Origin of the sequence: Nocardia sp. NPDC050697 (assembly GCF_040654395.1) — a bacterium.
Lineage (GTDB): Bacteria > Actinomycetota > Actinomycetes > Mycobacteriales > Mycobacteriaceae > Nocardia.
Genome location: NZ_JBFAHY010000002.1, coordinates 508,755 through 524,479, shown reverse-complemented (window position 1 = coordinate 524,479; position 15,725 = coordinate 508,755). Strand labels below are relative to the sequence as shown.

Genomic DNA, 15,725 nt, shown 5'->3' with positions numbered 1-15,725 from the left:
TCGTCACCCCCGGCTGCACGGGCTTGGGAGGCGGTGCGATTGCAGGCGCATTCGATTTCGGACTACCACCGCCGCCGCCCAGCTCAGCTTCTGGGCCGACATGGGGTACGGCGATCGGCTGCAGAACGAGGGGCGGTGTGTTGTTCTGGATCATCTCCCGGCTCGCGGCGATCCGCTCGAGTGCGCTGGCCACTGACCGCGGGGTCATGTTGTAGAACTCGTGCACCCGCGATGGTGCACTGGCTCGCACGTTGTCCGATTCGCCTATGGCTGTCTGCACCGGAGTGGCCGCACGAATCCAGGCGGCGCGGTCGTGAATCCAGGAGTCCGGGGTCACGCGGCTCGTAGTCGTGGTCATGGATCACCTCGGGTGTCGGAGCGGGCGCTGCGGGGCACGCGAAAGGGCCCCTCCGCCTGACCTCTCGGGGTCGTGACGGAAGGGCCCGGTGCCGAGATCATCTGCCCCATTCAGTGGTGGGCTAGAACAGTTCAGAGTTCGTCGCGCAGCGATTCGGGAATGTCGTAGCGCGCAGCGGGCGGTTCCTGCCCCGGCACGTGCACGCGCAGGAACCCGCGGAGCTGGTCGATGTGCTGCTGCAGCGCCCGGATCAACCGCAGCGCGTCCCGGAAGCGCAACTTGTCATCGACTGCCTGCGCCTCGAGGACCTCCACGCGGGAGCGGAGTTTGGTGACTTCACGCGCCTGCCAGGCGGTGACGGCGCCGATCACGGTGGCAGCGGCGGCGCCGAGGGCCTGGACGAGCTCCGGGCTCAGCCAGCTCTGCGTCATTCATCGCCCGCCGCGGGGCGGGCGATCGGGGTGACCGCGGGCCGGATGAGGATGCCGGCGAGCACGGGGGTGAGCAGGCCGTAGAGCGCGAGGAGTGCGTCGATCCAGCCGGTGTCGATCTGCCGGCCGGCGAGGAAGGCGATGACGCCGGTGAGGGCGACGAGGACCGAGCGGATCAGGGCGGGCTCGGGGAGCTTGCTGCGGAACATCAGATCTTTCCTTCCTTCGCCTCGAGCAGCCGGTCGACCTTGAGCTCGAGTGCCTTGAGACGCTGCTCGCTGCGGTAGTCCGCGGCGTCGGAGTTGAGGACGTAACCGGCGAGCGTGTCCCGGTAGTCGGAGTCCGCGATGCGGGACTGGAAGCCGTACGTGAGCTCGAAGTGCACGCGGCGCAGCTTGTCCAGCAGTTCGCGCTGTTCGAGGTCGGAAAGCGCCATCAGCGCGCCCCCTTTCAGTCGTTCCGCGACGTCGCCGCGGAAACGGTCCATATCCATGCCGCCGGGATCCCATTTGCCCTGCTTGGCGCCGGCCCACTCCTTGTGGCCGAGCACCCGGTCGGCGCCGTGGCCGAGCCGGCGCAGGATGGCGGCGCAGCAGCCCACGTACGCGTCGTACTGGACCGGGGACCAGCCCTCGGTGCCGTTGTTGGCGGCCTCGATGCCGATCGTGTGGAAGTTGGCGTCGTCCTCGGGGAGGCCGGGCCAGCGGCCGCGGCCCGCGTGCCAGGCGATGCCGGCGGCGATGACCGTGACGGTGCCGTCGCGGGCGAGGTGCAGCTGGGAGAGCGGCCCCGCCAGCTGCGGGAAGCCGAAGGCGATCTCGGCGGGCGGAGTGTTCGAGCCGCCGGTGTGGTGGGCGATGATGCCCCAGATCGACCGGAAGTCGCCGTGGCCGCGTTCCCGCCAGCCGGGGAATTCGACGACGCGCAGCCCTTCGTCGCGCAGAGCGTCGGCGAGCCACCCGGGGTCACCTGTCCAGGCCATAGTCCCGTGCCTTTCCGGGCGGACGCACCGCACGCCGTGGCGTGCGGTGCGTGCCCACTCGGACCCGCGCTCAGGCGAGGTCGAAGTAGAGGTAGGTGTTGACACCGCTGACCACGGTCGCGGTGAAGGTCTCCGGCTGGGTCATCCGCAGCCACAGGCGGTCTCCGGCGGCCAGGGTCAGCGGGGTGTCGGTGAAAACGACGGTCGTCTGGTCGGAATCGACGCTCTTGGCGACGGTGTCGTTGAGCATCAGCTGAAAACGCCGTACACCCAGGAACGGCAGCGAACCGGTGATGTTCACCCCGCAGCGCGCGGTCACGGCGCCCGCGCCGCCGGCGACCAGTTCGTTGTTGGTGATTACCGTGGCCGCATACCCGCTGCGCGGCGTCCAGTTGATCACCTTCAGATCGGTGGAACTCGCCGGAACCGCCTGATCACCGTTCTTGTTCATGCCCATCGGGCTCAACCCGCCGGTGCCGGACACGACGATCAGCGGCATCAGAGCACCTCCGGCCCGGACTCCGCGACCCGTACGGTCAGCACGTCGCCGACGTTCATCGTGACCTCGGAGGCGACGGTCAGGGTGCCGACTTCGCCGTCGGCGAGCATGCCGACGGCGACGACCGTCTCCCCGTCGAGGAGCTCCAGCTGTGGATCGGACGGCGGCTCGTAGGTGCCGGGATATCCCGACTCCGGCGTGGCCCACGGCGGAATTCCGCCGGGCTCGGGCGGCGGCGCTCCCGGATCTGTCGGGAAGACGATCACCGGGCCGCCGATGCGCACCGCCATCAGAGCGTCACCCCCTTGAGGCTCGCCTGCAGCCCGCGACCGGCCGGGCTGTCGGCGGCGGTGATGTGCACGGTCAGCCGGTCGCCGGCCGCGAGGTTCCAGTCACCGGTGACCGTGGTGTCGGTGGCGTGCGCGGCGGCCGCGATCGTGGCGCTGCTGCCGGTGAGCGCGGTTCCGTTGCGGCGCAGTTCGACCACGAGGTTGCCGGTGCCCGCCGTCTCGCCGCGGTAGGTCACCGCGCTGATCTTCACGGCGCGCTCAAGCCGGAGCCCCTCCGGCAGGGCGGTGCCCGCCCCGGCGGCGCGGGTGCCGGTGTGCGCCTTGACGGCGATGTCGTAGGCCTGCCCGGCCGCGGTCGGGGTGCGCGCGTCGGAGAGCCGCGGATCGGTGGTCGCGGCGACGGCGAGGGCGGTGCGGGCAGCGGCGGCGTCGGCGGCGGTGAGGACCGAGCGCCCGACCGCGGACGAGTCCGAGATCTGGTTCGCCGGGTGGGTGTGCGTGGTGGGGGTGCGGGCATTGGTCAACCGCGGGTCGTCTCCGGCCACCGCGGTGGTCGCGGTGGCGCCGATCGCGGGCGGGAAGGTGGCGGGCTTGCCGGTGATCCCGGACCATACCGTCGTACCGGCGGGACCGCGGATGATCACACCCTGGCCGCTGGGCGGCCACCCGCCGGAGGCGTGGAAGACGTAGAGCAGGCCGTCGGCCTGCACGACGTACTGCGCGCCCTCGCCCGGCGCAGCGGGCAGCTGCGCGTAGGTGGCGACCTGGCCGTCGATCTGGATCCCCGCACCCGGCGGCCCGGTGACGACCGCGTTACCCGCCGAGGAGGGCACCGGGGCGGCGAGGGTCAGGTCGACCAAGCCGGTGGAGTCGCTGTCGGGATCCTCGGCGTCGGGCCCGGCGACGTACTCCGGCACCTCGAAGCTGAACGAGCGGAGCGGCACGCCGTCGCCGTCGTAGGACAGGTCGAAGGAGACCCGCCAGGTCCACCCGGCGGGGTTGGTGCCGGAGCCGGGCGCGACCAGCCGGACCCCGCGCTTGCCGCGCCAGGTGAGGTACCCGAACTCGTCGAGCTGACACTCGTAGTGCTTGGGCAGCTGCACGTAGGTGGCCGGGCTCGGGAGTGCCTGCGGCACCAGCACGGTCGGCGCGTCGGCGGCGAAGGTGACGGTGCCGGTGAGCGGCGGGAACTCGGGGTGGTCGCCGAGATCGGGGCCGTCGATGACATTGGCGAGGAAGCGCCCGACGACCTTGCCGTATTTCAGAGGGGGCAGATCAGCCATGGATCGATGCCTTTCGAACATCGGGCAGCGCGAGGCGTGCCGCAGAGGAATGCCGGCGTGCGCGACGCCGGCATGAGGAGGGGAAGCGGCTCAGAGTGGCTGCGCCTGCACTGCCAAATGGGAGTAGTTCGATCGCACGCTGTAGGTGCCGCTGCCCGCCACCCGCCGCGCCACCACGTAGAGCGTCACGGTCTGGTTGGCCGGGATCACCGCGGTCGTGCTGCCCGGCTGCACCGGGTACTCGAAGCCGGAGGCGATCAGCAGGTAGGCGTACGAGCTCAGGACGTACCCGCGGCCGTAGCCCACCAGGACACCGCTCTCGGCGCCGCCGACGCGCACCTCGACATCGCAGCGCGTGCCGTTCTGCGCGGTGATCACCGCCGCCCCCTCGACCAGCGGGCGCCACGGCGACGGCTGTGCCGGGATGGTGATCGCGGCGAGGACCTGCGAGTCGGCGTTGATATTGGCCGAGTCCACGAACTGCTTCTGGCCGATGATCCAGGGCCCGCCGAGCCTCGGGCTGGGCGCGGGGCGGAACTTCTGCGCGGTCGCATCCCAGCGCAGCACGTAGTCCGCGCCGAGGGGATGCTCGTCATCGATCAGAACGTCCGCCGAATCCTGGATCGGGCCCGCCGCGCCGGGGTCACCCGCGTCGCCGGCAACGCCGCGCGGGAAGGTGATCTCCAAGTGTTGGTTCGGCGCAGTGCCGGTGATCTGCGCGGCCGCGGCCGAACCCGGCGCGCCTGCCACCGCGGAGCCGGTGAGCGGGTTCGGCGGACCCCGGTGTCCCTGCCGCCCGAAGGCGTCCTCGAATGCGATGAACTCGAGGCCGGTCCAGTAGTAGATGGCGCCGATATTCACCACGCGCCATGCCTTGCGGGCGTCGGCGGTCGTGAGCCCGAGCGCGGTGAGCGCGGCGACATCGGCGATGTCGCCCTGCCACTGCCACGGCCATGCCGCCGCGCCCTCCGGACCGGCAGGGCCCGCCGGGCCCTCGCGCAGTTCGATCAGGACCTCGCGGTCGACGAGCTCCACCGGGTTCACCGTGTACGGCAGTCCGACCGAGTCGGCGACGCCGCGCATGGTGACCATGACATCGTCGTCGAAGACGAGCTGCCCGTCGGACGGGTCCTCGGTACTCACAACGCCCCCACGGGTCGAGCGGTGCACACGATCTGGGCGCGTGCGCTGGAATAGTCGTACGAGGCGGTGCCCGCATTGCGGCGCAGCACTACGAACAGGGTCGCCGTCTGACCCGCGGGCACCACCGCGGTCGAGCCGGTCGGGGTCATCGCGCTCGTGCCGAAGAACGGCTGGAACCGGTTGTAGCTGTCCACACCGGCGACCATGCCGGAGCCGAGCGCGACGATCTGCCCGGACGCGGAACCGAGCCGGACCTCGGCGTCCACCCTTGTCGTCAGCTGGTTGGATGCCTCCGTCGTACCGACAACGACACCGCCGGTGACCATCGGACGCCATGCGACGTCCTGTGCGGGCACGGTCAGCTGGGCCACGGTCAGGGCGGCCGCCGAGACGTTCGACTGCGCTGCCGCGAAGCCCGCGCCGCCGTCCCACGCCTGGTTCTCCAGGATGGTCCACGGTCCGCGCAGCCCGGGGTACGGGGTCGGCGTCCACTTGCCCGCGGTGTCGTTCCAGGTGGGCACGGCACCGGCGACGTGGGTGCCGTCGGCGTAATCGGGGGCGCTACGCAGCGGCCCCGGGCCGCCGGGCAGCCCCTTGCTGCCCTTGCCGCCACGGGGGACGGTCAGGTTCAGGGTGAGCGCGGGCGGTGTGCCGTTTACCGTCACCTGCAGGTCGGACCCGACCGCACCGGTGTCGACGGTGCCGAGGGTCAGGGTGCAGACGGCACCGTCCGGGCCGATGGCGCCGAACGCCTCGGCGAAGGTGTCGAAGCCGGAACCGTTCCAGTAGACCAGGGAATCGGTGGCGAGCACCCGCCATGCCTTGCCCGCGTTGGCGGGCGTCAGCCGGGTGGCCAGCGCGGTGAGCGCGGCCTGGTCGGCGATGTCGCCCTCCCAGCGGAAGGGGGCAGCGGCCGCGCCCGCTGGCCCCTGGGGGCCGGGCGAGCCGATCATCAGCTCGAGCGAGCCGTCGGCCGGCGTGCCCTGCATCGCCTGCGCGACGCCGGGCGTTCCTATTCCCTCATCGATACCGCGGAGCGCGGTCGCTGCGAAATACTCTCCTAGGGTGGACATCTCACCTCATCCGATGGGTCGGGCGAACACGACGAGCGAGGCCTGTGTGTTCTTGAATCCGATCGAGCCGCTGCCGGTCCCGGTGCGCTCGGCCGAGACGACCAGGTTGGCCGGCTCCCCCGCCGGCACGATCGCGAACTCCGAGGTCGGCGACATGGCCCTGGTGGTGCCGCCGTCGCGGTAGCAGGGCACGACCGGCATGTACAACCAGCCGCCTGACCCCGCGGGCGAGGTCGCCACGATCTGCCCCTGCGCGTGGTGCAGCCGTACCACGATCTCGGCGGCATTGCCGGTGTCGCCCGCGGCGTAGTAGTAGCCGTGGCCGTACACCACGGGCCGCCAGTCGAAGGGCTGCGCCGGAATCGTGAAGGTGCCCGCGGTGATCCGACTCGCCGCCTCGACCGTCTCGGCCGGGAAATCGGGCTGGTACCAGGACCACGGCCCGCTGCCGAGCGGAGCGGGTACCGACCGGAACTTCCGGCTCGCCCGGTGATACGCGAAGACGTCGCCACGCTGCGGGGGGTAGGACGGGTCGAAATCCGGCGCCGAGAGGATGGCCCCGGAGGCGCCGGGCGGCCCCTTCGGGCCGCGCTCGCCGGCGGGAATGGTGACCCGCAACGACTGCTCGGCGCCCGTGCCGGTGAAGACCGCGGCGGGCACGGTCAGGCTCTCGTGCCGCTCGGTGACGACCTCGGTGATGGTATTCGCGGGTGCGGGCGGGCCCTCCGGGCCGACCGCGTCCGGTGAGTGCTGCCAACCGTTCCCGGTCCACACGTCCATCCCGTTGTCGTCCAGCCGGTGCCACCACCTGCCCCGGTCCTCGGCGCCGAGGCCGGTGGGGCGAACCGACGCATCGGCGAGCACACCCTCCTTGCGGAAGGTGGTGCGCGGCCTGCCGCCGGGGCCGGGATCGCCGGCCTGGCCTTCGGGCAGCGGCAGGCCGGCGGCGTCGCCGACCGGCGCGGCCTCGGCGGTCAGGATCGGCAGGCCATCGATGTCGACCTCGCGGCGCACGGTCATGTGGGCGGTGAATGTTCTGTCCGCCATGGGTTCTCCTGTTCGTGAGGTTCGGGGTCCGCGGACTCAGAAGATGAGCAGGTCCAGATCGGCGCCGACGTCGGTGGCCAGATCCTTGATCGCCGCGGCGACCCGGCCGAGGCGCTGCCATGCCTTGACCGTGGAGTCCTCTTCGTCGGAGCCGTCGCCGACAACGATCTGCCAGGTGGCCGAGGTCTCCCGGTCGTCGACGAAGGTCAGTTCGGTGACGTGGTCGGTGAAGATCTGGTCGCCGAGCACGAAGCCGATCTGGTCGCCGAGGCCGAAGTCCCGGCCGAGGATGTAGGGGGCGTTGTCCTGCACCGTGACCCGCTTGCTCGTGTAGCCGCGGGTCAGGTGCAACCCCTGCAACCCGGCGACCAGGCCGTCCAGGGTGAAGGCCTTGTCGCTGCCGGTGATGTAGAGCTCGCGGAAGGCGTACGGCCCCGCGCGCTCGACCCGGCGCATGTCGCGGTAGACCATCCAGGCGAGGAAGACGTCGTCGAGCTGGCCGCGGTACAGCCAGTCCAGCCCGATCAGCCCGAGCAGGCTCTTGATCGCGATCTCGATCCCGGCGTTGACCCAGCCGGGCGAGCGCCCGCCGATGATGACGTCGGTCGCGGTGGGTTTGTGCAGCGCGATCTCGGATGGCCCGATCCCGGAGTACTCGCCCTCGAAGTACCAGACCCACGGAAAGTTACGGAACGTGCCGAGGCTGCCGTACTGCCCGTAGATCGCCTCGTACTCGGTGGTCGATTCGAAGCGCGGGTAACGGACCGGGGTGGTGCCGTCGTCGAGGAACTCCTCGATCCAGGAGGCGATGCCGGTCAGCAGCGAACCGGCGGGGCCGCCGGTGACGCCGGACTTGTCGGCCGTCTCCAGCACCACGGTCGGCCGCTCCAGGAAGAACCACTCCGGTGCGGGCTGTTCGTCCTCGCCGGGGAGGAAGAACCGCGCGGTGAGGTCGACTTCCGAGTCCTCCAGAATCGGCCCGAACAGCTTGTCGGCCATGTCGAACCGAGCCGACGCGGCGTTCCAGCGGCTGGTGTCGGTGAGCGGATCGACCGGAACGACGGCGATCGGGAAGAGGCTGTTGCCGACACCGGCCCAGTCCGGGTCGTCGGCGGTCGCGGGCGGGGCCCAGCCGGGCGCCTGCAGCCGCATGAGGTTGGTGGTGAGGTAGGTGGTGATCAGGCTGCGGGCCGGGCCGAAGAGGATGTGGTGCCGGGGGAACTGCGCGAGGATCGGTGCGAACGGGCTGGCCCAGCAGCAGATCGTCGCGACGTGGTTCCAACAGTGGATCGCCTCGACGTCGACGGTTTCCACGCCGTGCTCGTCCCGCACGATGGAGGCCTTGGTGATGTAGCCGTCCCAGCGAAATCCCCTGGTGTTGACGGTGATCGGGATGGTGGCGTCTTCACCGTCGGGGTTGTTGAACAGGTGGTCGAAGTGCACCATGTCGCGCGGGCAGATCATCTTGAGGCCGCCGGCGGCATTGCGCGGATAGGTGAACTCGAGCGACAGGTAACTGTGCTCCTCGCCCACCTCGCGCAGGAATTTGTCCCAGTAGCGCACCAGCACGCCGGGGTCGCGCCACTCCTCCTGCTCGGTCTTGTGCAGCGCGTCCATCCGGCGCGACTCGGCGCGCGGATCCCAGGTCGGGGTGCTCATCAGAACGGCCTGGAGGATCGGGGCGTGACCGAGACGATCAGGCTCGACTCGGTGCCGCCGCCCTCGACCCGGACGGTGATGTCGGTGGCGCTCCACGGCGGCAGCTCGGCGAGCCAGCGCCTGCCCGCCAGCTGACCCCACACATTGGTGATCGCGGTGCCGCCGTACAGCCGGGCGGTGCGGTGCCGCGGGTGGGTGTCGATCCGGAGCGTCTGGTTCGCGCCGAGCACCGGGGTCTGCACCATGCGCAGCAGGTCACCGCCGACCGGGTCGAGGATCGACCAGCGTCCAGGGCCGTTCATCGTGTAGCGCGGCCAGGCCGGCTGGTCGGCGGCGTTGCGCGCGCGCACGACGCCCTCGCCGAGACCGCTCGTGTTCGTCCAGACCGAGGTTTCGTCGAAGTGCCGCTCCAGCGGGTCCATGGCGACCGCTGACATCTTGTAGACGGCGAAGGCATTGCGGGCCGGGTCCACGTCGCCGACGTGCTCGGGGGCCGCGTCGAGCTGCGCCTGCTGGAATCGCCAGCCCTGGTGCCTGGTGTAGTGGCCGACCGTGACCGGCTTGTCGGTGGACCAGCCGCGGAACCAGGCGTCGTGCACGGCGTGGAAGTCGCGCACCGGGTGCGCCGAGCGGTGCAGCCCGGCGCCGGAGACGAGGACCAGGAAGTCCCACTCCTTCTTCGAGCGCACCGAGCGCAGGAAGGTCGCGCCGTCCTGCCGCGCACCCTCGGACACCAGGAGCTGGGTCGGGGCGAACATGTAGCCGGACTGCGCCGAGAGCCGCACCCCCTCGCGCCCGGCATTCGCGCCGGAGAGGTGCCAGACCTTGCCGTTGACGTCCCACACGACCACCTTGGTGTCGTGCGTGTTCAAGAGTTGGTGGGTCATCGTCCGAGCCCTCCTCCGCGTTGCTGTGCCAGCGTGCGGCGTCGACGGACCCGCTCCACCGCGATGGCGGCGCTCTTGGGGTCCATGCCGTTGAAGTTGTAGATATCGCCGCGCGCGGTCCGCCCGCCCGGGCCTTTCGCCAGGTCGACCAGGCCGAAGCCGCTGCCTGCCACCTCTTTCGCGGTGTCGGCGGTGTAACCGATGACCCGCTCCACGGGTTCGATCACCGCGGCGGCGCCCATCTGGCCGATGGCCGAGCCGAGCATTCCGCCGACGGCGGTGCCGATGCCGGGCGCCACCGCGCTGCCGATCGCGGCGCCGAGCTGTCCGCCGACGCCCGACGCGGCGCCGGTGAGGCCGCCCTTCACCGCACCGAGCAACCCGCCCTGGGCGAAACCGCCGATCGCGCCGCCGAGGACGTCCGCGGTGAGTGACTCCTGGTCGACTACGAAGGGGCTGCCCGCCCCCGGTCCGCCCGGCATACCGAATGCCTTCCCCAGCTCGCCGTAGAGACTCGCACCCAGATCGCCGCCCAGGTTCGCCTCCAGCTCGCCCGCCCATCGGCCGGTCGGGTCGAGAACCGGGGCGAGCGCGGCGGCGAGGCTGCCGAGCCAGGCGCCCGCGGCACCGCCGAGCTGCGATCCGAGCACGGCGGGGCCGCCGGCGGCGCCGAGCGCCGGGGCGAGCGCCTCGCCGAGGCTGCTTCCCATCCTGGCACCGGTGACCAGGCCGAGCCCGGCGAGATCGCCCGATTGCGCCTTGTACTCGGTTCCGGCGAGGGCCAGCGGGCTCGCACCCTGCTGCCCGTTCGCCGGGGTGCCGCGGTGCGCCGGATTACCGCCGCCCGACGGCCCGCCGTAGACGGCGGAGAGCAGGTCCTCGAGCGGGATTCCGCCACTGACGCCCTCCGGATCCTGGATGACCCGGAGGCCGGAGTACCCGCCCGCGCCGCCCCCGCCGACAATCGAGTTCGGCGGGGTTCCGGCGGGGGTGAGGGCGAGCGAGCTCGAGCCCGGATCGTCGGGGGCGCCCGTGTTGTCGCCGGGGCCGGACGCGGTTCCCAGCTCGGCTGTCTGCGCCCCGCCGGGGAGCTCGCCCCGCAGCGTCATCGTCGCGGAGAGGCTGCCGCCGAACTCCGAACCGACCAACCGGCCCAGCTCCGCGCCGATCTGCGGCGCCAGCGCGCCGGCCGGGCCGAGCGCGGGTGCGATGGCAGCGCCGAGCACCGCCCCGACCTCGCCGCCGGCCTCGGTGGCGGCGTCGACCATGCCGGTCCCGAGCGCATCGGAGAGCTCCCCCATGGGGTCGAGCCCGGCCTGCAGCCCGGGAGTTGCGCCGAACAGCCGGGCCAGCGTGCCGCTCCCGCCGGACCCGCCGAGAATGCCGACGGGATTCACCCGCAGCGACGCCATCAGCGGGTTCGACGCGGACGGGCTGTCCACCCCCCGGGTCGCGGCCGCCGACGGCGTTCCGGTACCGCCCTGGCGCCCGAACAGGGAGCGCAACAACCCGCCCGGCCCGAGCGCGGGGGCCACCGCGGCGCCGAGCGCGGCGCCGGCCCGGCCGCCCGCGTTCAGTGCCGCGTTCGCGATGCCGTCCATGGCGTCGGCGGCGAGGCCGAAGAGCCCGAGCGCGTTCCAGCGCGAATCCGGGTCCGCCGTCCCGCGCGGGGCGACGAGCAGGTTTCGCCAGTTCCGATCATCGGCGAGCGGCGAGCCGACCGGCCCGCCCGCCGCGAAGCCGGGCAGCATGCCCGCCAGGAACGCCGGCGACGGTACCCAACCCGCGTTGATTGCCTCGAGCAGCGGCAGGACATGCGAGGTCGCCGCGGCGTTGATCACGAACTCGCCGTCGGAGAGGCGGGCGAGGACGGCGTCGTCCCGCGGGCCGCCGGGGCCCGTGATCCGCCCACCGTTCGCGAGCCCGATCGCCTCGCCATCCGGCTCGTGCTCGTGCCGACGACCCCCGCGGCGGCGGGAACGTGCCGGATTTCGAAAGGTCGTCTTCGAGGTCACCGAGACGACCCTGGTCTCGGTGTCACCCTCGCCGTCGGCATCGGCGGTCATCCACTCGCCGAACAGCTTCGGCACCTGACCGAAGGCCGCGGCGAAGGCATCCGCGACGGCATCGAGGCTCACCGATTCGCCGACGATGCCGTTGGATCGCCCGGAGTCGACGAGCAGGGCCCCCCGGCCGGGCAGCGTGATGGTCGAGGTGCCCTCGGTCTGTCCGCCCTCCCAGACGGCGCCGCTCGGAAGGGTGACCCGCCTGCCCGGCTTCGGCTGCCCGCTCGTCGTCATGGCGAGAATGTCCGGCAGCGCCATGACCGGCGGCCGTGCACCGGAGCTCATTTGTTTCTCCACAATTCACATCCACTTTCTCGGTCGCGCCGGCCACCGGTCGGATCACCCGGACCAGTTGAGGAATCCGTTCATCTGATCGATGCCGACAGCCGTGCCGACCCGCTCGCGGTTGTCCTGCACGCCGGGGCGCCGGATCGGCTGCGGCCGGCCGCGGCCGTGCTGCGCATCGTCGGATTTCGCCCAGACCAGCCAGCGAAGTGAGTCGGCGACGTCGGCGAGCAGGTGCTCGGTCAGCTGCCAGCGGTGCTGGTCCGGATGCGTGGCGCGGAACAGCGCCGAACCGACCGGCAGCCCCTGCACGACCACCTTGAGGTCGCGCCAGCTGAGGTCGTCGGTGCCGAGTTGCCGCAGCCGCAGCCCCAGGGTGATCAAATCGAATTCGAGTGCCTCGCTCCGCTCCTCGATGAGGGCGTCGAGGCTCAGGATTCCCCCAGGTTCACCCCCGAGTGGGTGCGCCAGGCGTCGAGCAGGACGTGGTAGTCGTCCGGCTCCATGTCGTCGATCACGGCGAGCACGTCCGCGGGCAGCACCAGCTCGAGCAGCGTGTACATGGCGTCGACGTCGCCGAGCCGGCGGATGCGCCGGATCAGCCCCGGCTTCAGGTACGACAGCGAGGGCAGCCGCACCTCGGTACCGTTCACCCGGTGGACGAACTCGTCCTTGACCGTGACCGGCTTGGCGATCGTGACGGGAGCTTGGGGGGAAGTCATGATGTCGCAGACCCTTCGGAACAAGAGAGGAAAAAGTGCGCAGGCGAGCGGGCCGAGGGGCCCAGCGGCGGCGGGCGGGCCTGCGCATAGGTGTTGACCCGCCGCCACTGGGGGCTTGTGTCAGGCGCTCAGCACGCCGTCATCGAGGTAGCGGTACGCCTTGACGCCCGCGGCGTCCTTGAACGCCTCGACGGTGATGGTGAAGCCGGCGAGTTCGGTGGAAACGAACTTCTTCTCGGTGACCTGCGAGATCTTGGCGTTCGGCAGAACGATCCGCAGCTTCTTGCTCTCGTTCTTGATGTCGAAGATCCAGGCGCGGTGCGGCAGCACGGCGCCGGTCTCCTGGATGGTGTAGAGGCTGCCGGTGCTCGAGGTGGCCGCGGTCGCGGTGATGTTCTCCGCGCCGAAGACCTCGCGCAGGACGTCCTGGTCCCACACCGCGTACAGGGTCAGGCCGAAGCGCACGGAGTGCTCGGTCTGGAGCTGGGCGATGATGTCGGCGTTCCAGTCCTTGACCGACTCGACCTTGCGCTCACCCTGCGACTCGATGCCGTCCTCGGAGACGTAACCGAGGGCCTTGAACGCGGCGTTGGGGCTGGTGGCGGCGCCGATGGGCAGCGTGGTGCCCGTCGGGGCGACCAGAACACCGCCGGTCACGGCGATGTTCGGGGTGCCGGCGCCGATCAGCTTGCTGGAGGGCAGAGCCATGGTTGTTTCTCCCTTGGGATTTGCGCAGGCCCTCGGGACGGGTATTCAGTTGTCGGCTCCGCTCGCGGGGAGCCGGGCGAGGACTGCGCCTCGCACGTTCGACCGGCAGCCGGGCTGCCGGAGGTCTTAGTCCGCGACCGTGCCGCGGACGACGAGGTCCGTCGTGATCACGTAGCGCGGGGCGGCGGTGACGGGGTCGGTTGTGTGCTCCAGCCCGACGTCCTCGAGGTGGTCGCACCACACGGTGCCGATGTACCCCGGCGCCGCGCTGCTCAGGATCGAGCGCACGGTGCTCGCGAGCTCCGCCGCCGCACCCGAGGAGTCCCCGCACTCCAGGATGATCCGGGGCCGATCGAGGATCAGGTGGGCGCCGCGGAAGCCGTCCCGGTCCTCCCGATCCATCCGGCCCTTGCGGTCGTCCCTGGAGATCCGGACCAGCCGCGCCGGTGCGGGATCGGGAACAACGGTGACCACCTCGGCGGTATCGGATACGGCGGCGAGCCGGTTCGCCAGGTAGCTCACCAGGGTCGCCTCGATATCGGTGAACACGATTCGTTCACTCATCGCGTTCGTCTCCTTTCTCGCGCCGGCGGGCTTCCTCGATCCGGACGCGCAGCGCGTCGACGAGCCCCGCATAGGCGTCGCTTCTGGTCGGCGCCTCGACGGCGAGGCCGCGCGGGTGCGTCGCCACCCAGGTGCCGTCGTCCTGGTGCCTGACCTCGATCTGCTCGAAGTCGTAGAACTCCTCGACATCGGGGACCGGCCACTGGCCGTTCTCATCCCTGGTTACGTGGATGCCGATGTCGAAGGCACCGGGCTGGCCGCCCGGCGTCGGCGCCCAGCGGAGCTCCTCCAGCTCGGCGTGCACCCGGACACCGCGTCGCACCAGGTAGGCGGCCACTCTGGTGGCCTGCTTGATCCCGGTGACGGTCGGCTCGGCCCGTTTCCGCCCGACCTCGTCGTGCCACTCCGGCAGGTGGATCACCGACAGCTCCTCGGCCAGCGCCCGCACCTGCGGGTCGAGTTCGGTGACCCGGGTCTCGTCGAGCTTGCCGGTCAGCGCCTGCTGCAGGAAGGCCAGGAACTCCGGTGTCACCAGCTGCCGGTCGCCGGTGCCGGAATCCTGCGGTGGTGGTTGATGATTCGAGAAACTCACGGTTCTCACGACTTCGTCGTCGGACATGTCCGATTCCCAGACCTTCGTGTCGGGCGCCGCGGCGCGGGTTCGGCACTCCGGCGCCGCGCGCCGGAGGGGTCGGTAGGGCGGCCCCACCCCCCGGGGGTCAGGGGGTGGGGCCGGGGCGCCCCGCGGCTGGCGACCCTCAGCGGCCGTTTCCGGGCGAGGGGAGCCGGCGGGGCGAGCCGGGGTCAGCGCAGACGCGCCGAGTCGGGAACGATCCGGCCCGCTGCGATGAGAACGCGCAGGGCTTGGCGCTTCCGACCACAGTGGTCGATGCCGCAGCCGCGGTGTACCCGCATGGTGCGGTGCGCTTCCGCCACGGCCGGAGCTGTCGGATGGGCGTTGTGCGAGGTCATTTCGAGCAGACCGCGCATGATCTCATCCACAAGTGCCCCCTTCGGATCACCGATGGAACGGCCGCGGCCCCGCACGTTGGGCAACGTGCGGGGCCGCGGAAGAAAGTGGGAATTTCCGGCGATCTCCGGATGGAGGCGCAGCTCTGGCGCTGCACCGATCTTCACCTATCGCATCCGGCCTTGTCAACAGGTTTCGACGCGGCCGCGGGTTCACATATCACGGCAAACGATTCCACAGCGACATCCACGGCGCTATCGCCTCGTCGATTTCCACCGCGAATGGGGCAAGCCTTTTCAGTACGGACAGTTCGTTCTTGAGGAGACGCAGCTCGAGAATTCGGGCTCTGGGAAGGTCTCGCCACTGGCCGGCATCGGAATCGACCGAGTCGTATCGACCGGACCACCGCTGCGTGAATTTCCGCAGCACATCTCGGCAATCCAACAGAGAACTGTCCGATCGCGCTCCGTGTCGTTCCACCATCTCCGCACGCAACCGCACACCGCTCAGATACTGCCGCCTCTGCTCGGATTCCGAATCAGCCCGCCGCTCCAACCGGTTCCTTACAGCGAGAGCCACTTGAGCCCAAGCTAGATCTACCGCACGAGTACCCGCCATCGCTTCCGCTCCAGCAACTTCTGCCAGACCTTCCCAGTTGAACGTCGACAGCGGCCGATCGACGTCGAGCACCCACTTCTCGATCTCGGCCGGTGACATGGATATGACCGAATCGAAGAGTTCGGGTACATGTTCCATAA

General features: G+C 70.7%; 19 protein-coding genes. All 19 read right to left on the bottom strand.

What is annotated here, in order from left to right:
* Positions 1-489: 489 nt before the first annotated feature.
* The 19 genes from AB0H71_RS09985 to AB0H71_RS09895 all read right to left on the bottom strand — a co-directional run bounded on the left by AB0H71_RS09985 (position 490) and on the right by AB0H71_RS09895 (position 15,723).
* Entirely contained in the window at positions 490-789 is a 300-nt protein-coding gene (locus tag AB0H71_RS09985) for a hypothetical protein (protein ID WP_357017426.1), read from the bottom strand.
* Positions 786-998, bottom strand: coding sequence for a hypothetical protein (locus AB0H71_RS09980; RefSeq protein WP_357017423.1), 213 nt, complete (start codon positions 996-998; stop codon positions 786-788). Before AB0H71_RS09980 ends, AB0H71_RS09985 begins: the two co-directional genes overlap by 4 nt.
* Positions 998-1,771 (bottom strand): N-acetylmuramoyl-L-alanine amidase, encoded by a 774-nt coding sequence (locus tag AB0H71_RS09975; protein ID WP_357017420.1) that lies wholly within the window; start codon positions 1,769-1,771, stop codon positions 998-1,000. Before AB0H71_RS09975 ends, AB0H71_RS09980 begins: the two co-directional genes overlap by 1 nt.
* Positions 1,772-1,841: 70 nt before the next feature.
* Entirely contained in the window at positions 1,842-2,270 is a 429-nt protein-coding gene (locus tag AB0H71_RS09970) for a hypothetical protein (RefSeq protein ID WP_357017418.1), read from the bottom strand.
* The gene (locus AB0H71_RS09965) at positions 2,270-2,560 is read right to left on the bottom strand and encodes a hypothetical protein (protein WP_357017415.1); all 291 of its coding nucleotides are present in this window, start codon (positions 2,558-2,560) and stop codon (positions 2,270-2,272) included. The genes AB0H71_RS09970 and AB0H71_RS09965 overlap by 1 nt, the downstream gene beginning before the upstream one ends.
* Positions 2,560-3,843: a hypothetical protein gene (locus AB0H71_RS09960; protein WP_357017414.1), complete on the bottom strand. Its 1,284-nt coding sequence runs from the start codon at positions 3,841-3,843 to the stop codon at positions 2,560-2,562. Before AB0H71_RS09960 ends, AB0H71_RS09965 begins: the two co-directional genes overlap by 1 nt.
* Positions 3,844-3,933: 90 nt before the next feature.
* Positions 3,934-4,986 carry a hypothetical protein gene (locus AB0H71_RS09955; RefSeq protein ID WP_357017411.1) on the bottom strand — a complete coding sequence of 351 codons (1,053 nt, stop codon included), beginning with the start codon at positions 4,984-4,986 and terminating at the stop codon, positions 3,934-3,936.
* Entirely contained in the window at positions 4,983-5,975 is a 993-nt protein-coding gene (locus AB0H71_RS09950) for a hypothetical protein (RefSeq protein ID WP_357017409.1), read from the bottom strand. Before AB0H71_RS09950 ends, AB0H71_RS09955 begins: the two co-directional genes overlap by 4 nt.
* A 90-nt stretch (positions 5,976-6,065) precedes the next feature.
* Positions 6,066-7,106 (bottom strand): hypothetical protein, encoded by a 1,041-nt coding sequence (locus AB0H71_RS09945; protein ID WP_357017406.1) that lies wholly within the window; start codon positions 7,104-7,106, stop codon positions 6,066-6,068.
* 36 nt (positions 7,107-7,142) lie between these two features.
* Entirely contained in the window at positions 7,143-8,765 is a 1,623-nt protein-coding gene (locus AB0H71_RS09940; RefSeq protein WP_357017403.1) for a phage tail protein, read from the bottom strand.
* Positions 8,765-9,652, bottom strand: a complete 888-nt coding sequence (locus tag AB0H71_RS09935) for a phage tail protein (RefSeq protein ID WP_357017400.1) — start codon at positions 9,650-9,652, stop codon at positions 8,765-8,767. Before AB0H71_RS09935 ends, AB0H71_RS09940 begins: the two co-directional genes overlap by 1 nt.
* Positions 9,649-12,003, bottom strand: coding sequence for a hypothetical protein (locus AB0H71_RS09930; protein WP_357017398.1), 2,355 nt, complete (start codon positions 12,001-12,003; stop codon positions 9,649-9,651). Before AB0H71_RS09930 ends, AB0H71_RS09935 begins: the two co-directional genes overlap by 4 nt.
* A gap of 54 nt (positions 12,004-12,057) precedes the next feature.
* Entirely contained in the window at positions 12,058-12,387 is a 330-nt protein-coding gene (locus AB0H71_RS09925) for a DUF5361 domain-containing protein (RefSeq protein WP_357017396.1), read from the bottom strand.
* Positions 12,388-12,434: 47 nt separating this feature from the next.
* Positions 12,435-12,725: a hypothetical protein gene (locus AB0H71_RS09920; protein WP_357017393.1), complete on the bottom strand. Its 291-nt coding sequence runs from the start codon at positions 12,723-12,725 to the stop codon at positions 12,435-12,437.
* Positions 12,726-12,845: 120 nt separating this feature from the next.
* Complete coding sequence (locus tag AB0H71_RS09915) at positions 12,846-13,433, bottom strand: hypothetical protein (protein WP_357017390.1); 588 nt, start codon at positions 13,431-13,433, stop codon at positions 12,846-12,848.
* A gap of 126 nt (positions 13,434-13,559) precedes the next feature.
* The gene (locus tag AB0H71_RS09910) at positions 13,560-13,997 is read right to left on the bottom strand and encodes a hypothetical protein (protein WP_357017387.1); all 438 of its coding nucleotides are present in this window, start codon (positions 13,995-13,997) and stop codon (positions 13,560-13,562) included.
* Positions 13,990-14,598, bottom strand: a complete 609-nt coding sequence (locus AB0H71_RS09905) for a hypothetical protein (protein ID WP_357017384.1) — start codon at positions 14,596-14,598, stop codon at positions 13,990-13,992. The genes AB0H71_RS09910 and AB0H71_RS09905 overlap by 8 nt, the downstream gene beginning before the upstream one ends.
* A gap of 203 nt (positions 14,599-14,801) precedes the next feature.
* Positions 14,802-15,134, bottom strand: a complete 333-nt coding sequence (locus AB0H71_RS09900) for a hypothetical protein (protein WP_357017381.1) — start codon at positions 15,132-15,134, stop codon at positions 14,802-14,804.
* 52 nt (positions 15,135-15,186) lie between these two features.
* Complete coding sequence (locus tag AB0H71_RS09895; RefSeq protein WP_357017378.1) at positions 15,187-15,723, bottom strand: hypothetical protein; 537 nt, start codon at positions 15,721-15,723, stop codon at positions 15,187-15,189.
* Between the last annotated feature and the right edge of the window lie 2 nt (positions 15,724-15,725).

What these genes read in the sequence shown, in the direction of transcription:
- AB0H71_RS09970 (WP_357017418.1), bottom strand. Translation starts at nt 2,270, where the DNA reads ATGCCGCTGATCGTCGTGTCCGGCACCGGCGGGTTGAGCCCGATGGGC.
- AB0H71_RS09930 (WP_357017398.1), bottom strand. Translation starts at nt 12,003, where the DNA reads ATGAGCTCCGGTGCACGGCCGCCGGTCATGGCGCTGCCGGACATTCTC.
- AB0H71_RS09915 (WP_357017390.1), bottom strand. Translation starts at nt 13,433, where the DNA reads ATGGCTCTGCCCTCCAGCAAGCTGATCGGCGCCGGCACCCCGAACATC.
- AB0H71_RS09940 (WP_357017403.1), bottom strand. Translation starts at nt 8,765, where the DNA reads ATGAGCACCCCGACCTGGGATCCGCGCGCCGAGTCGCGCCGGATGGAC.
- AB0H71_RS09960 (WP_357017414.1), bottom strand. Translation starts at nt 3,843, where the DNA reads ATGGCTGATCTGCCCCCTCTGAAATACGGCAAGGTCGTCGGGCGCTTC.
- AB0H71_RS09980 (WP_357017423.1), bottom strand. Translation starts at nt 998, where the DNA reads ATGTTCCGCAGCAAGCTCCCCGAGCCCGCCCTGATCCGCTCGGTCCTC.
- AB0H71_RS09895 (WP_357017378.1), bottom strand. Translation starts at nt 15,723, where the DNA reads ATGGAACATGTACCCGAACTCTTCGATTCGGTCATATCCATGTCACCG.
- AB0H71_RS09920 (WP_357017393.1), bottom strand. Translation starts at nt 12,725, where the DNA reads ATGACTTCCCCCCAAGCTCCCGTCACGATCGCCAAGCCGGTCACGGTC.
- AB0H71_RS09945 (WP_357017406.1), bottom strand. Translation starts at nt 7,106, where the DNA reads ATGGCGGACAGAACATTCACCGCCCACATGACCGTGCGCCGCGAGGTC.
- AB0H71_RS09985 (WP_357017426.1), bottom strand. Translation starts at nt 789, where the DNA reads ATGACGCAGAGCTGGCTGAGCCCGGAGCTCGTCCAGGCCCTCGGCGCC.
- AB0H71_RS09935 (WP_357017400.1), bottom strand. Translation starts at nt 9,652, where the DNA reads ATGACCCACCAACTCTTGAACACGCACGACACCAAGGTGGTCGTGTGG.
- AB0H71_RS09950 (WP_357017409.1), bottom strand. Translation starts at nt 5,975, where the DNA reads ATGCAGGGCACGCCGGCCGACGGCTCGCTCGAGCTGATGATCGGCTCG.
- AB0H71_RS09910 (WP_357017387.1), bottom strand. Translation starts at nt 13,997, where the DNA reads ATGAGTGAACGAATCGTGTTCACCGATATCGAGGCGACCCTGGTGAGC.
- AB0H71_RS09975 (WP_357017420.1), bottom strand. Translation starts at nt 1,771, where the DNA reads ATGGCCTGGACAGGTGACCCCGGGTGGCTCGCCGACGCTCTGCGCGAC.
- AB0H71_RS09965 (WP_357017415.1), bottom strand. Translation starts at nt 2,560, where the DNA reads ATGGCGGTGCGCATCGGCGGCCCGGTGATCGTCTTCCCGACAGATCCG.